This is a genomic window from Chlorogloeopsis sp. ULAP01 (assembly GCF_030381805.1).
GTDB lineage: Bacteria > Cyanobacteriota > Cyanobacteriia > Cyanobacteriales > Nostocaceae > Chlorogloeopsis.
Genome location: NZ_JAUDRH010000011.1, coordinates 100,007 through 114,992 on the forward strand (window position 1 = coordinate 100,007; position 14,986 = coordinate 114,992).

The 14,986-nt window shown below is 42.1% G+C and carries 14 protein-coding genes; 8 read left to right on the top strand and 6 right to left on the bottom strand.

Going from position 1 to position 14,986, the window contains the following annotated elements:
• Positions 1–77: 77 nt before the first annotated feature.
• Complete coding sequence (locus QUB80_RS21605) at positions 78–926, bottom strand: class I SAM-dependent methyltransferase (RefSeq protein ID WP_289791572.1); 849 nt, start codon at positions 924–926, stop codon at positions 78–80.
• Between the two features lie 138 nt (positions 927–1,064).
• On the opposite strand from QUB80_RS21605, the gene QUB80_RS21610 reads away from it, so the two are divergent.
• Complete coding sequence (locus tag QUB80_RS21610) at positions 1,065–2,213, top strand: glycosyltransferase family 1 protein (RefSeq protein WP_289791573.1); 1,149 nt, start codon at positions 1,065–1,067, stop codon at positions 2,211–2,213.
• A gap of 127 nt (positions 2,214–2,340) precedes the next feature.
• A complete protein-coding gene (gene galE, locus QUB80_RS21615; protein ID WP_289791574.1) occupies positions 2,341–3,333 on the top strand; it encodes a UDP-glucose 4-epimerase GalE in 993 nt (330 codons plus the stop codon).
• Positions 3,334–3,667: 334 nt separating this feature from the next.
• On the opposite strand, the gene pgsA is transcribed toward galE, so the two are convergent.
• Positions 3,668–4,222, bottom strand: coding sequence for a CDP-diacylglycerol--glycerol-3-phosphate 3-phosphatidyltransferase (gene pgsA, locus QUB80_RS21620; protein WP_289791575.1), 555 nt, complete (start codon positions 4,220–4,222; stop codon positions 3,668–3,670).
• Between the two features lie 230 nt (positions 4,223–4,452).
• Between pgsA and QUB80_RS21625 the strand changes: the two genes are divergently transcribed.
• The 3 genes from QUB80_RS21625 to QUB80_RS21635 all read left to right on the top strand — a co-directional run bounded on the left by QUB80_RS21625 (position 4,453) and on the right by QUB80_RS21635 (position 7,906).
• A complete protein-coding gene (locus QUB80_RS21625; RefSeq protein ID WP_289791576.1) occupies positions 4,453–5,868 on the top strand; it encodes an aspartate ammonia-lyase in 1,416 nt (471 codons plus the stop codon).
• 56 nt (positions 5,869–5,924) lie between these two features.
• Positions 5,925–6,896 (top strand): Npun_F2552 family protein, encoded by a 972-nt coding sequence (locus QUB80_RS21630; RefSeq protein WP_289791577.1) that lies wholly within the window; start codon positions 5,925–5,927, stop codon positions 6,894–6,896.
• Positions 6,897–7,723: 827 nt separating this feature from the next.
• Entirely contained in the window at positions 7,724–7,906 is a 183-nt protein-coding gene (locus QUB80_RS21635) for a TLTLP motif-containing protein (protein ID WP_289791578.1), read from the top strand.
• A 335-nt stretch (positions 7,907–8,241) separates the two neighbouring features.
• Here the strand turns inward: QUB80_RS21635 and QUB80_RS21640 are convergent, their stop codons facing one another.
• A complete protein-coding gene (locus QUB80_RS21640; RefSeq protein WP_289791579.1) occupies positions 8,242–8,451 on the bottom strand; it encodes a hypothetical protein in 210 nt (69 codons plus the stop codon).
• A gap of 31 nt (positions 8,452–8,482) precedes the next feature.
• On the opposite strand from QUB80_RS21640, the gene QUB80_RS21645 reads away from it, so the two are divergent.
• The 3 genes from QUB80_RS21645 to QUB80_RS21655 all read left to right on the top strand — a co-directional run bounded on the left by QUB80_RS21645 (position 8,483) and on the right by QUB80_RS21655 (position 10,760).
• Positions 8,483–8,992, top strand: a complete 510-nt coding sequence (locus QUB80_RS21645) for an inorganic diphosphatase (protein WP_289791580.1) — start codon at positions 8,483–8,485, stop codon at positions 8,990–8,992.
• A gap of 473 nt (positions 8,993–9,465) precedes the next feature.
• The gene (panD, locus tag QUB80_RS21650) at positions 9,466–9,849 is read left to right on the top strand and encodes an aspartate 1-decarboxylase (protein WP_289791581.1); all 384 of its coding nucleotides are present in this window, start codon (positions 9,466–9,468) and stop codon (positions 9,847–9,849) included.
• A gap of 14 nt (positions 9,850–9,863) precedes the next feature.
• Entirely contained in the window at positions 9,864–10,760 is an 897-nt protein-coding gene (locus tag QUB80_RS21655) for an MBL fold metallo-hydrolase (protein WP_289791582.1), read from the top strand.
• A gap of 135 nt (positions 10,761–10,895) precedes the next feature.
• Here QUB80_RS21655 and QUB80_RS21660 read toward each other — a convergent pair whose 3' ends face one another.
• From QUB80_RS21660 to QUB80_RS21670, 3 genes are all read right to left on the bottom strand, one after another.
• Positions 10,896–11,996, bottom strand: coding sequence for an anthranilate phosphoribosyltransferase family protein (locus QUB80_RS21660; protein ID WP_289791583.1), 1,101 nt, complete (start codon positions 11,994–11,996; stop codon positions 10,896–10,898).
• A 207-nt stretch (positions 11,997–12,203) separates the two neighbouring features.
• Positions 12,204–13,145: a LysR family transcriptional regulator gene (locus QUB80_RS21665; RefSeq protein ID WP_289791584.1), complete on the bottom strand. Its 942-nt coding sequence runs from the start codon at positions 13,143–13,145 to the stop codon at positions 12,204–12,206.
• Positions 13,146–13,603: 458 nt separating this feature from the next.
• Positions 13,604–14,902: a HEAT repeat domain-containing protein gene (locus tag QUB80_RS21670; RefSeq protein ID WP_289791585.1), complete on the bottom strand. Its 1,299-nt coding sequence runs from the start codon at positions 14,900–14,902 to the stop codon at positions 13,604–13,606.
• Positions 14,903–14,986: the final 84 nt, after the last annotated feature.

A 14,986-nucleotide genomic window follows, 5' to 3' on the forward strand; every position in this document is an offset into this window, starting at 1 on the left:
GCCCATGTGGAGATAAGCTCCGCAGGGCTTTTATCTTTACCTTAGAGTATGCATTTTTTAATTAATAACTTAGGTGATTAATTGCTCATAACTTTAATATCATTACTACGATCCTGTATGAGTTTACGAGCAGCGATAAAAGTTCCTGAAGCAATTAGCGTTGTCCACTGGAGCCTTCCATAAAATCCATTTTGGATCACTACACAATTTTGAGTAGGTAAAAATTTCACAAAATCGATAGGGTTACACATATAGCAAGCATCATTATCAGCATGAAAGGGTGGGTTGATGTCTGGTTCCCGCATCGTGAAAGTAGCTTTGCTATCAATAAGCTTTCTAGTAATGAGAGTAAGCATCAGGGGAAAGGACACCAAAGCTTCTGGTAAAGTATTGCCCCAAGGATGCTTAGGCATATGAGGCGATCGCCAGAAGATGTTTTTAATGGGACGATTTTGCCAAGCATATACACTAATTGCTTTAATTAAATGACCAATACTGAGAAGATTTGGCCCGACAATGCACAGGATACCGCCTGGTTTAAGAACTCTAATCATCTCCATGATTGCTTTTTGTGGCTCAGGAATATGCTCAATTGCTTGATGAGAAGCTACCACATCAAAAGAAGCATCCTCAAAAGGCAAATTCATAGCGCTGCCCGATACTAAAGTCAAGTTGGGTACATTGGGACATTCAAAGGCTTCAGCATTTAGGTCAATGCCAACAACTTGATAACCTTCCTGGCTGAGAAGATAAGAAGACCACCCTGAACCACATCCTACATCTAGTAACCTTCCATGTTGAGATACTGACTGATTAATAAACTGTACATATTTACCATAAACTTCACTTGCCAACTCCTGACTTAGCCCTGTAGCTCGAACTGATTCAGAAGATTGGGCATAAATTTCTTGTAGTGTTGTATACATGATTTTTTAGGAAATAGGTGAAACAATACTCATCAGTAAGCTAGGATAACTCAATTTACAACATTGAGATGAAGACCTCTAGTGAAGAATAATTAATAATAGATACCAACTAATTTCAGTATTTGAGGAAAGACAAGCATGAACGAGTTAGATTGGATTACTGCGATTGTCCCTCGCTTACCTCCGGCTGTTGATGGAGTCGGAGATTATGCACTGAATTTAGCTAAACAAATGCGTCAGGATTTTGGCGTCAATACTACCTTCTTGATTGGTGATCCAAATTGGTCTGGGCAAGCTATTGTAGAGGGGTTTCCAGTTCAGCAAGTTACGGAACAATCTACTCAAGCTTTATTAAAGTTACTATCCAGTCACGAACACTCAACAAAGGTAGTACTTCTACATTACGTGGGTTATGGTTATGCCAAGCGCGGTTGTCCGGTTTGGTTAATAGAAGCCTTAGAGGATTGGCGCAAAGCTGCGATTTCCCAACATTTGATCACAATGTTTCATGAAATCTATGCTTTTGGCCCGATTTGGACAAGTCAGTTTTGGACATCACCACTACAAAGAAATTTAGCTACTCGTCTGGTGCGTTTGAGCGATCGCTGTCTTACCAGCAAGCAACTATATGCTGAGATAATAGGTAAATTGAGTCAAGGAAAACACTCTCAGATTCCGACTTTACCAGTTTTTTCTAATGTAGGTGAGCCAAAAAATCTTACTCCTCTATCAAAACGTCCTCGGCGTTTGGTAGTATTTGGTGGTGGCGGGCCGCGTTCTCGTGTTTATCAGCACTCACAATTAGCTTTACAGCGCACTTGTCGCGAGTTGGGAATTGAGGAAATATTAGATATTGGCCCTGCTTTGGATTTTGAGATTCAGCCAATAAATGGTATTCCTGTTGTCAAATTGGGAATTAGATCAGCTGATGATATCAGCAACTTATTAGCAAACTCAGTGGCAGGTTTTTTTAATTACCATACTGAATTCCTGACAAAATCAACAATTTTCGCTGCTTATTGTGCTCACAGATTACTACCTGTAGGTGTATGGTATGAAGGTAAAAATGGAGATGGTCTAGAAGCAAGCAAACATTACTGGTTGGCAGATAGATATCATAACAAGATGAACTTATCAGAAGGGCAGATAGTTGCAGATAATGCTTATGCTTGGTATGAAAAGCACCAATTATCAGTTCAAGCTCATACCTTTTTTACTTATCTAGGTAGCAACTTGTCGGGTGGTGATAATGTTAGAAACCAGGTATCATCGGTTGGGTTTAACTGATGTATTCTTATGATGTATCTGTATAAGGATGCTCACGAAAAATTAGCTTTGTATTTCTAATTTAAATTGCTGAAGATGTAGCGATCGCCGATCAAACCATCCAAGTAATTTTGTTGGGTAAAGGTAGATGAAAAAAAAGGTGTTAGTCACTGGTGGAGCGGGTTACATTGGCTCCCATGTTGTCCGTCAGCTTGGCGAGGCAGACTACGACGTGGTGGTGTTTGACAATTGCTCAACTGGTTCACCACAGTCAGTACTACATGGTGAGTTGATTGTCGGCGATTTAGCAGACGTAGACAGACTTTACCAGATACTAGCCCAACATGAATTTAGTGCAGTACTACACTTTGCTGCTAGTTTGATTGTGCCAGAATCTGTCGCTCGTCCCCTCGACTACTACGCTAACAACACCCGCAATACTCTGAACTTGCTTCGTTGCTGTAGTGTGATGGGCATCAACCAATTTATTTTTTCTAGCACGGCAGCAGTTTATGGAGAAGCCCAAGAAAATCCCGTTACTGAGTCTACCCCAACCTTGCCTATTAATCCCTATGGACGCTCAAAGCTGATGAGTGAATGGCTGATTCAAGACTACGCAAAAGCATCTTCTCTACGTTATGTCATTCTTCGTTACTTCAATGTCGCCGGAGCCGAGCCGGGGGGAAGATTGGGGCAAATGTCACCAAATGCAACTCATTTAATTAGAGCAGCTTGTGATGCGGCACTCAAGCGCAAACCAGAAATGCGGATTTTTGGTACTGATTTTCCTACACCAGATGGAACAGGAATCCGAGACTATATCCACGTTGAAGATTTAGCAGCTGCGCACTTAGATGCATTAGGCTATCTAGAGCAAGATGGGGAAAGTCAAATTCTCAACTGCGGTTATGGGCAAGGCTACAGTGTGCGGCAAGTTATTGAACGGGTGAAAGCAATTTCCGGGGTGGATTTTCCGGTAGTTGAAAGCGATCGCCGTTCTGGCGATCCAGCTTGTGTGACGGCTTGTGCCGAGCAAATCCGCAAAGTTTTGGGGTGGCAACCTAAATATAATGACTTGGATCAAATTGTCTATACAACCCTAGCTTGGGAAAAGCGCAAAGAAGGTTTGATCTCGATTTAGTTTGGAGACGAAGTAGAAGGCAGTCCCAATGAAACAAGTTTGATCGCCAGGCATGAAAAACCTCACCCTGTCCTGTCGGACACTCCTCTCCTTAGCAAGGAGAGGGGCAGGGGGTGAGGTGACTTTCAAGTCAGGAGGCAGTAGACACGTTCGCCGTAAGGCGTTGCGTTAGCTAGTGGCGTATCCGTTGGTAGGCAGTTGGCAGAAGGGGAGACAAGGAGATAAGGGGCAAAACGTCATTTTATATTCCCCGAATAATTTTCTTTATCAAAATAGATTCTGAACAAAAATTTATTCTGACTCGTGAATTTTGTATTCTGACTTCTTTTGACGGTTAATTTTTTTCTTGTTTAACGTCTAATTTATGATCCGAGACATTGCCACTATTTGTTTGCGGCAGAAGATAAATTGCCCCAGATACTAGTGTCAGTACAACAGAAATCCAGAAAGCAACAATAGAAGGCAATTGCCATTCCTGTGGTAAAGGTGCAATTAAAAGCGCGATCGCTATTATTTGACTAACTGTTTTGAGTTTGCCCCAAATATTCGCTCCACTAATTTGAGTTTGACTGACACGCCAACCAGCGATCGCCAACTCCCGCCCCAGGATCAAAAATACTCCCCAAGCAGGTATCTGTCCTAGTTCAATTAAAGCTAGAAGTGGCGCGAGTACCAGCAATTTATCTACCAAGGGATCAAGAAATTTACCCAAGTCACTAACTTGGTTCAGTTTTCGCGCCAAGTAGCCATCTAACCAGTCGGTACCAGCAGCAACGAGAAAAATTGCTAAACACACCCACCTACTAGTTGGCGTAGGATTATGTAAACCGTAAAGCAAGAATGGCAATCCTAAAAGACGGGAGAAAGTAATCCAATTAGGTATAGTCATAAACAATTCAAAAATTAGATATTTGTAAAGCGATACAGCAAATAAGCTAATCTAATATGTTTTTTATACTGTCCAGCTTCGTATAAACTAACTAGGGCTTGGTTTGTAAGAGGTGGTTTTACAGTTTTGCATATGCATTACCGTGATTTTATAAAGATTGCGGTTAAACACGCCTTTAAAGTGGTTATTAGTAAAGATTAACAACCAACAATAACTCAATTTAAATCCTTATGACTCAACAAAAAGATTATCAATACAGAATAGAACGCGACTCAATGGGCGATCGCCAAATTCATGGTAGTGTTTATTACGGCATCCAAACACTGCGAGCCACAGAAAACTTTCCAATTAGCGACCTTAAGCCTTTGCCTACTTACGTAGATGCTTGTGTATTAATCAAAAAAGCTACAGCTATAGTCAACGGCGAACTAGGTTGTATTTCTCAACAGACAAGCCAAGCCATAGTCGAAGCAGCAGATGAAGTTTTAGCCGGAAAATTTCGCGATCAGTTTGTGGTTGATATTTATCAAGCGGGTGCTGGTACTTCCCACCACATGAATGTCAACGAAGTCTTAGCAAATCGGGCATTAGAAATTCTCGGCGAGGAAAAAGGTAACTACAAGCGCGTTAGTCCCAATGACCACGTTAACTACGGTCAGTCTACCAACGATGTGATTCCAACGGCAATTCGCATTGGTGGTTTACTGGCTTTATCTAGAACATTACATCCAGCCTTAGAAAAGGCAATAGCAGCACTGTTTGCGAAAGCAGAAGAATTTCAAGACATTGTTCGTTCTGGCAGAACTCATATGCAAGATGCCGTGCCAGTACGTTTAGGCGAGAATTTTCGGGCTTGGGCATACATTCTCAGCGAACATCAAAATCGAATTTATACTGCCAGTGGGGATTTGATGGTGCTGGGTTTGGGAGGTAGTGCAGCAGGTACGGGGATGAACACCCATTCTCAGTATCGCGCGCGCGTGGTAAGCGTACTTTCAGAGTTGATTGATTGTCCGTTAGAACCCGCACCCCATTTGATGGCAGCCATGCAAAGTATGGCACCATTTGTAAATGTTTCTGGAGCTTTGCGTAACTTAGCCCAAGATTTAGTCAAAATCTCCCACGATTTGCGATTAATGGATTCTGGTCCAAAAACTGGTTTAAAAGAAATTCAGTTACCACCAGTACAACCAGGTTCCTCAATTATGCCAGGAAAATATAATCCGGTCATGGCAGAAATGACATCAATGGTTTGTTTTCAGGTGATGGGTTACGACAGTGCGATCGCATTAGCGGCACAAGCAGGACAATTAGAACTAAATGTGATGATGCCCTTGATTGCTTATAACTTAATTCACAGTATCGAAATTCTCGGCAATACCATCGCTGCACTTACCGAACGGTGTATACAAGGAATTACCGCTAACCAAGAACGTTGTTTGGCTTATGCAGAAGGAAGTTTAGCTTTAGTTACGGCATTAAATCCTCACATTGGCTATTTGAATGCAGCAGCAGTAGCGAAAGAATCATTGGAAACAGGCAAATCCTTACGACAAATAGTACTAGAAAAAGGATTGATGAGTGAAACAGAATTAGCTCAAGTTTTAAATCTCCAGCAAATGAGCCAAATTGTACCTCTTGAATAAAATAATTATTAATCATTAATTGCCAGTTTTCCATTAGCCATTAGCCATTAATCACAATGCAAATTCAAACACCCTCTGTCAGCTTAATTCGGGCTACTTCCTACGAACTAGATATTTTAAGGGAGTCAATCCAAACGCTACTAGAACCCTTCGGAGGAATAGGGGCGTTTGTTAAAAGTGGCGATCGCGTTTTACTTAAACCCAATTTACTTACAGGAGCGCGTCCTGATAAAGAGTGTACCACCCGTCCAGAATTAGTTTATGTAGTGGCGCAGATGGTGATGGAGGCTGGAGGGAAGCCATTTTTGGGCGATAGTCCGGCTTTTGGTAGCGCTAAGGGAGTAGCTATAGCAAATGGCTATCTACCAATTATAGAAGAACTCAATCTGCCAATTATCGATTTCCAAGGAAAGCGTTACCAAACCATCAGCGCAGATTTTAATCATCTGCTGTTGTCTAAAGAGGCGATCGAGGCAGATGTGGTGATTAATTTACCTAAAGTAAAATCCCACGTCCAACTGACGCTAACTTTAGGAGTGAAAAACCTTTTTGGTTGTGTTCCTGGCAAGATGAAAGCTTGGTGGCATATGGAAGCCGGAAAAGATGTCAACAGATTTGGGGAGATGTTGGTAGAAACCGCAAGGGCAGTTAATCCTAACTTAACCATACTAGATGGTATCATTGGTCATGAAGGTAATGGCCCAAGCGGTGGTGAACCACGTTCATTGGGAATTATAGGAGCATCAGCAGATGTATTTGCTCTAGACAGAGCAATGGTAGAAATACTGAATGTTCTACCTGCCCAAGTGCCTACCATTGCTGCATCTATGCGTTTGGGAGTTTGTCCAGAATTAGATGCTATTTATTATCCTCATTTAGATCCTGACTTGCTCCAGATAGATGATTGGCGGTTACCAGACAAGTTAGTTCCTATCGATTTTGGTATGCCCCGCGTGATTAAGTCTACATTCAAACATCTTTACATTAGATTTATTAAGGAACCAATCAGTGCTTATGGCAGACGTTAATTGCCTCCAGCCTATCTTTAAGTTAGGATGCGAAAAATAAAAAAATTTATCATTTATCGTCTGAACCCAACTTTTATGTGCTAACAAGACGAAAATGGCGCAAGCTATTGACAAGTGCAAACTCCGCTACAACAATTTCAAAATTAGCAGAGTAAGCTTTAAATACCCTCCGATTGCTTAACCAGACCGCCCTACTCTACTAGCGGCGGTTTTTTTAGTTTTAGCTAGCTAGTAATACTATTTCACGAAAAGGCTGATATGGATGTACCCCACCGCCTACGGCACCTCCCCTTAGTAAGGGGAGGTTGGGAGGGGTTGAATAGAATCACTCAAAAAGTGAAATGGTATAAGCAGGGAACAGGCTTGAAAGCCGCTTAATGTCCTTATTTGATGATTAGGCATTGTCTTAATCTATCCGGCAACTGCCATATTTTAAAAAATTAGTTTTTATCTACCTTGGTACAGATGACAGATTAAAAATAAAACATAATCATATGTTTTTTACTCTTTTAATTGCCAATTATTATTGGGTATAATCACTGGTTTTATCATTAGATACGGTACTTATATCTGTATTTTCTCGGTGTATATTTATAGATAAAAAGCTTTCCTAGACTGCTTTTATAGCAAAGGCTAAAAAGTATAAACATAAGATTTGAAATAAATTAGTATCAAAAGTTGCAGTAGTAAAAAATAGTAGGGACAGTTGTCAAAGTGGTTCTCATCCTTGACTATTAGAAAATTTACTGTTAAAAAATAGCTAAAATAGTAGCTAGGCTCTTAACTACAGAGCCAACTACAATAGAGTGTAATCAAATTGATTTTTTATGGACTCAAACAGTCAGTCTGCCAATTCAACAGACCCTTATCCACATCGTTTGGCAGACATTGCGGGAACAGCGATCGCCTTATTAACCTTAACCCTACCTTTGTTTGTGATTGCCAATTTCTCTTCAAATAATGTTCCGATTAACCAGGTACCCATTGTCCATAACATTAAAAACAAGTAAAGAATAGATTATGAGTTTGCAACGAAAATCTACCATTAGACATAGCTCTGAAGTAAGAAAAAGAATTGTAAGTTTCAGAAGTTGAAAGGCTTTTTAATTACTGCAAAATAAAGACCGTCTAAAAAACAATGAGAATGGTGAGGATAAAAAGCTCCTCACCATTTTCTATTTGTACATTTAGGCAAACTCTTGAGGCAGAGGAAGCTCTCTTTCCCTGTACCCCTTCGGGTACTCTAACGAGAACCCGCTTCGCGTGTACGCAGTCCCCCTACCCTGGCGGGAAGCCGTACCTACGCTCTTGCGCTTCGCCGTCAGGCGTTGCGTTAGCTAGCGACTTATGTAGACGGGCTTTGCCCGGCTTCCCGTCGGGTAAGTAGCTGCTTTGCATCTACCGCGTCTACGTGACGGGAACCGCCAAGACGGGGGCTGATCTCACCTGTCACCTGTCCCCTGTCCCCTATTTTCAAGACAGGCGGATTTTTTTGGGGATGTGTCCCTATTGGCCCTAAAATTCTACACGGGGAGCCAAAGATTGCGGCTCTCATGATGTTTCGCTGTTAACTCAGGAGTGTTGTTGTGGACTTATCCCGTATTCCTGCCCAACCCAAACCGGGTTTGATTAACGTTCTGATTGAAATTTCAGGCGGGAGCAAAAATAAATATGAATTTGATAAAGAGCTACAAGCTTTTGCTCTAGATCGAGTGCTTTATTCATCAGTACAATATCCATATGACTATGGATTTGTTCCCAACACTTTGGCTGATGACGGCGATCCATTGGATGGTATGGTACTAATGGATGAGCCTACCTTTCCAGGCTGTATAATTGCTGCACGGCCAATTGGGATGTTAGAAATGATAGATGGTGGCGATCGCGATGAGAAAATTCTTTGTGTTCCTGACAAAGATCCTCGTTACGCCCACGTCAAATCTCTCAAAGATGTAGCTCCCCACCGATTGGAAGAGATTGCTGAATTTTTCCGTACATATAAAAATCTTGAGAAAAAAGTAACGGAAATCCTTGGCTGGCAAGATGTGGATCGGGTAATGCCTTTAGTTGAAAAATGTATCAAAGCTTATAGATAGAAGGCAAAACAGGACAAGGGGAAGGGAAGACAAGGATTTGAGGGAGTTGAGGGAGGTGACGAAGTTGAGGAAGTGTAAGAGTAAATTCTTCCCCATCTTCCCTATCTCGCTCATCTGTTCCTCTCCCCCTCTGTCTATCCTCTTGATGTACGCAGTTCATCACGGCTACTTAGCTAAAAATCAGCAAAGCTAATTAATTTCCATCAGCTTAAGAAGAGGGCTACATGATGAAGAATGCAAACGTCTGCAAGGATTGGTTACCTTAAGTTAAGCTGAAACAAATCTATCAAATGAACTCAACCTTGAAATCAGGGTGCTATGCCTTTATTTTTTCCCAGATGCATATTATAGATGTTTTCAACAAATATTCTTGAGTTCATCCTTGATTATATTTTCTGGGAAGCCCACTTTTGGCGGGCGTTTACAAACTTCTATATTTTTTTAATACCCTCTATTCCACAGGAATCTCAATAATGCAGCGCACGCTTCTTTTGGCAAAAATTCATAACTGCACTCTTACAGGAGCTAATATCAACTACGTGGGTAGCATCAGTATAGATCAAATGCTGATGGATAAAGTTGGTATATTACCCTACGAACAAGTGCAAGTAGTAAACATTACCAATGGGCAGCGTTTCATTACTTATGCAATCCCGGCTCCAGCCTACTCAGGAGCGATTGAATTAAATGGAGCTGCTGCACGTCTAGGCATTACTGGCGATCGCCTGATTATAATGACTTACGGGCAGTTAAGTTTGGAAGAGTTAAAAAATTACTCTCCGACTGTTGTCATCGTGGACGAGCAGAACCAGATTTTAGAGGTTCGGCGTTATGATGAACTGCTTAGTAAGACGTAGCAAGCAGAAAAATAATGTCAAATTTTAAGCTTTCGCCTCCAGATAATCACTTAAGTGAGAACCAAGCTCAATCAATTCCTAACCAAGTTAAAAAATTTATAGTGCAATTTTGGGGTGTAAGGGGTTTAATCGCTTCCCCAAGTAACAAAACTAACCTTTACGGTGGTAATACTGCCTGTGTTGAAATGCAGGTAGCTAATAAGCGTTTGGTTTTTGATGGAGGTACTGGTTTACGCATTCTAGGTAAAAGTTGGCTAGAACTAAAACAACCTTTACAAGCGCATTTATTTTTTACTAACTCCCAATCAAATCGTATTCAAGGATTTCCATTTTTTGGCCCGGCATTTCTTCCAGAAAATAGTTTTCATATTTACGGGATAGCTGCTTCAAATGGAGCTTCTATTAAGCAGTGTTTGTGCGATCAAATGCTACTGCCACATTTTCCTTACCCTCTACAGGAAATGCAGTCTGAATTGCAGTTCCACAATTTGACGCCAGGTAAAGTGATAAAGATAGATGATCTCACAGTCACAACAGCATTAATTAATCAAACTCAAAAATCTATTGGATACCGAATTGACTGGCAGAACTATAGTGTTGCCTACGTAACGGATTTGCACGATCGCGCTAATGAAGTGGAGCAAAAATACATTCAACAGCTTACCAAAGATGTTGATTTACTGATTGCCAATCCCACTACTCCCCAAAAATTCTACAGAACAGATCGTGATTCACACTGGCAAACAGCTGTAGATTTAGCTCATGTATCTGGCGCTAAACAACTAGTAATCTCTCATCATCACCCAGATGATCATGATGATTTTCTTGATCGCATCCAAACGGAAATTAAATCTGCTTTTCCCGCAAGTTTAATTGCTCGTGAAGGTTTAACTTTAGTTGTTGCTGAGTAGTTATTTAATAGAAGGCAGGAGGCAGTAGACACGTAGACGCGGAGCGGCTTCCAAAGGTAGTGGCGTATCCGTTGGTAGGCAGAGGGGAAGAAAGTTTTTTCTTTGTTCTGGTGAATGCAGTTCAGCAAAGGCTACTTAACTTTCAATAGTTAATAATTTTGAATTATGAACTGGAGAAAGATTATAAACTACTTGAGTAAGTTGTTGGAGCTTTGCAGCTACCGCACCCTGAACTAATAATTCTTCTGCTTTGGCTATACCCGATCGCAAACTATCGCAAATACCGGAGCGCCACAGGTAAAATCCTCCGTTCCATAAGGCTGTTTGCATTAATTCTGAAGATATACCTTGTAATACCTCTTGCATCTGTGCCACGAGTTCTTCTATGCCAAGCAAGGGTACATTTTTACTGCTAAAGCCGTATTCGCGAGCAACCAGATGTAACCTTTCAATTGGGGCTATTGTCTGGGTATTATCAAGCACAGATAAGCCAATAATGGCGGTGCGATCGCGTGGCAAGTCACAGCTACCTTCTAATCCCTTGACTGTTGTAAATTTTGTTACTCTTCGCTGGGCGAAGGCTGCTTGAAACATTGCTTCGGTGGGAGGATGAACAAATCCCCCAACAATGTGAGCATCACCAGCATAGGGACACCAAATTAATTCCATTGTGGCAAAAGGTGGGCGCTTACCTAGTTGATCGCGGTACTCCCAAATTCTTTTGGTGAGAGGAAAATGACGAGGAGTATAAACAAAGCCAATACCAGTTTGCTCCAGTACCTGCTGAGTCGTTTCTAGGGGTAGCTTAGTCCAATCAACTCCCATACCCTGCCAAACCTCTACTAAGGGTAAACCATATTTTGTGGGTAGGCGATCGCCACCGTGCATCAGTACAGGTTGTCCAGCTGCGGCTAATAATAAAGCTATGATCGGGCTAATTGGTGCAGTACGGGTTCTGCCATCATAAGGTATGCCCAAGACTATTATCGGTCGCGGCGAGGCGATTGGTTGCAGTTTAGGACCGATCTGATCGTAAGCATCCAACATCCCAGCTAACTCTTCACCGGTTGGACGTTTGATGCGGTGCGCAATCAAAAACGCTCCGATTTGGGCTGGTGTCGGCTCACCTAGCAGCATCATGCTAGTTGCTGTAGCAGCCTCCGCACGAGTCAAATTTTCTCCCGTATGGTTACCACTGCCTACTTTTTTCAGTAATTCCCGAAATATATCACTCATAACACTCAAGAGTAATTGGTTAGTGGTTAATGGTTAGTGGATAGTGGTTAGTGGATAGTGGCTACCTACTATACTGTACGGGAGGCAGCGCGCCCTTGCGGGATAAGCGCGTCGTGGCGACTGCCGTGCGGGTTTAAAAGAGAAATTGTCGGTTTTAACCGTTCATATCATCAATGAAACCTGCCCCTACTAACTACTAACTATTTACTAACAAGCCGATCGCTCCAAAGAAACTTGTGGTGGTATATTTTCTCGCACTAACTGCCAAAAATGCTGAATCGGAGGAATTTGCAGCCGATCTTGAGTCGTCACCATCACAACTCGGCGAGTCAAAGCAGAATTGTCAGGTACTCCACCATTGCTAGCAAGAGGGCGAACCGCAAGTGTAGGATCTTTACGTGCTTCCACTAAGGCTGAATGAGGTAGTAAAGCCACCAGTTCTCCCTGACGCACTACTCCTCGGAAAGCATCTAGAGTGTTTACCTCCAAAACTGCTTGCAATGTAGCTTGCAGTCGTTCAAATCTATCTTGTACCAGCCGTTGCATCCCATAACCATCCTTAAAAACCACTTGCGGATAGCGAATCAGCTCCTGCCAAGGAACGCGTTCATATTGCGCTAGCGGGTGATTGACTGCTGTTAAAACTTCTATTGGTTCATCATATAGGGTTTCCACCACGATTTCTTTGCCAACAGTTAAAAAGCGATTATTCATGACAATTGCCATATCCACCAGCCCATCTTTAAGGACTTTTAGGGCGCGATCGCTGCCCAAGGATGTAACTCGCAACTGTATATCTGGATAGTCATGACAAAATTTTTGCAGTACTGGTGGTAAATAATAAGCACACAGCGAGTGAATCACAGCTATACACAATTCAGGCTGCTTTCCTGCTACTAAATCTGTTATTTCCTGCGTAGCTGTCTGCCACTCTTGGCAAATTTTGCGGGCGCGGGGAAGCAACCGTTCACCAGCTAGCGTCAGTTTCGCCTGACTTGTTCTATGAAATAACTCCAATCCCAAATCTCCTTCCAGTGCCTGGATTTGGCGACTGATAGTCGATTGGGTAACACCACATTTTCTTGCTGCCCCTTGGAAGCTACCGGTTTCCGCGATCGCCAGAAAGGCTTGCAACTGTTCTAGTCGCATTTTTGTGTAGCCTGAATTACATTTATGGCTGGAACTAACTTAACGTATTTCCTGTAGCATTTTAGTAGAGTTTGTTACATCTACCTTCTTCTTGCAGGGCATGAATTTTAAGTTACTTTTTGATAAAAGACCCATCCTCGCGTGTGAACGGGAGTTTTAGCTTGTTGTATCCTGAACAATTATTTGATGATTTCTTAAAAAAAATGAATATTGAAATCTTATCATTCTCATAACATTTTATAGTTAGAGGAAGGAAAGAAGACGCAAAGACAACCAGACGCGGTGAGGCAGTCACAGTCCTGGCGGTTTCCGTCGGTTGCGAACTGTCGAACCCGGAGGGCGACGCGGAGAAATTATCAAAAATATTCCCCGTGTCCTCTTGATTCTCCGTGTCCCCGCGTCGATCCAAACGCGAAATCTAAAAAATCTATACCTATCCCCTGTCCCCCGTTCCTCCTTTACCACTCAGCTAAAGCAGTAAAGACAGCTTGTTGCAAATCAGGTGTTAAAGCAGCACTGTTTACTAACTGCTGCAATTTTCGTCTTCCTGTTTCTGGAGCAAGATTTTTTAATGCGGCGATCGCGTGCAGTCTTACCAGCGCATCTGCATCTGCCACAAATTGAATTAGAGGTTCAACAGCTTCTTTTTTGCCTAATTGTCCTAAAGACAGTGCGATCGCTTTTTTAACTGTGGCGATTTCAACTGCTGGGTGCCTTTGTTGCAAGATAGTTAATAGTATTTGTGCTGCGATCGGGGTTAACTGCGGATTGGTGACTCGCCCCAAAACCGTAACGATTTCCTGCCACAGTGTCATTGCTCCCAGTTGGTTGAGTGCGGTTTGAAGATATTCAAGAGCCTTGGCGTTCTCCATCCAGCCCAGAGCGCGGATAATTTCCAATTGCAATTTTTCTGGTGTATTGGGAGATATCAGCACTTCAAATAAGTACATAGCAGCATCGTTACCACCAATCCGAGACAAGGCAATTGCCGCTGCACAACAAACCTCAAGATTAAAATCATAGAGCTTGGTTTTGAGTTTGTTTGCTAAATCTAACGAACCGCACAAATCAGGACGAAAACCTAAACCTAGCACTGCTTCTCGTCTCACAGAGGCAGCGACATCATCCAAAGCTTTTAAAAGTGTCGGTGGTACACGAAGATCATGAAAGCTAGTGAGGGCTTCAATGGCGACGACACGGACGGCTACTTGTGGATCTTCTACTACGCTCAACAGTGGTGCGATAGTTTCTTGGTGTCTAATTAAGGAAAGCGATCGCGCGGCTAATAAACGTGTACTTTCTTGTGCAAGCAATTCTGTGAGAGCGTTAATAGCAAGTGTACCACTTTGACCCAATGCTGCTGTAGCTACAGTCTTTAGTTCTTCATCTTCTTCCGTTTTCAGCAATTCGATCAAAGCAGCTATTGCTTCTGGATGTCGATACTCTCCCAATACACGTGCTGCATACCAACGTAATTCTTCTTCTGCCTCTTCATCTATCAGGATCTCAACCAATGAGGGAATAGCGATTATTCCTAAATTTACAAATACTTTAGCAATCTCCCAGCGCTGCTGAAAATCTCCAACTGCAAGGACACATAGTGCTAAACTCAGCAGTTTTTCTCGATTTTCTACTTCTTGTGGATTTTTTAAATTTTTTTCTAAAACCAACTGTTGCAGGCATTGAATTAGCAACTGCCAGTCACCTGCATCATGTGCTGTCTGCGCTTCCAGTAAAAGCTGATGGAAAGTATTCACAGTTTGCTCAATTCCCTGCGATTCCAAGGTGGATTTTTGGAAATTTACTCTATGTTTTACCAATTTCACTGAAACTTTAGGAGA

Coding starts and splice junctions, on each gene's coding strand:
- QUB80_RS21660 (WP_289791583.1), bottom strand. CDS start 11,996: ATGAGTGATATATTTCGGGAATTACTGAAAAAAGTAGGCAGTGGTAAC.
- QUB80_RS21640 (WP_289791579.1), bottom strand. CDS start 8,451: ATGAGAGCCGCAATCTTTGGCTCCCCGTGTAGAATTTTAGGGCCAATA.
- QUB80_RS21605 (WP_289791572.1), bottom strand. CDS start 926: ATGTATACAACACTACAAGAAATTTATGCCCAATCTTCTGAATCAGTT.
- QUB80_RS21665 (WP_289791584.1), bottom strand. CDS start 13,145: ATGCGACTAGAACAGTTGCAAGCCTTTCTGGCGATCGCGGAAACCGGT.
- QUB80_RS21630 (WP_289791577.1), top strand. CDS start 5,925: ATGCAAATTCAAACACCCTCTGTCAGCTTAATTCGGGCTACTTCCTAC.
- QUB80_RS21635 (WP_289791578.1), top strand. CDS start 7,724: ATGGACTCAAACAGTCAGTCTGCCAATTCAACAGACCCTTATCCACAT.
- QUB80_RS21655 (WP_289791582.1), top strand. CDS start 9,864: ATGTCAAATTTTAAGCTTTCGCCTCCAGATAATCACTTAAGTGAGAAC.
- QUB80_RS21610 (WP_289791573.1), top strand. CDS start 1,065: ATGAACGAGTTAGATTGGATTACTGCGATTGTCCCTCGCTTACCTCCG.
- QUB80_RS21625 (WP_289791576.1), top strand. CDS start 4,453: ATGACTCAACAAAAAGATTATCAATACAGAATAGAACGCGACTCAATG.
- galE (WP_289791574.1), top strand. CDS start 2,341: ATGAAAAAAAAGGTGTTAGTCACTGGTGGAGCGGGTTACATTGGCTCC.
- pgsA (WP_289791575.1), bottom strand. CDS start 4,222: ATGACTATACCTAATTGGATTACTTTCTCCCGTCTTTTAGGATTGCCA.
- panD (WP_289791581.1), top strand. CDS start 9,466: ATGCAGCGCACGCTTCTTTTGGCAAAAATTCATAACTGCACTCTTACA.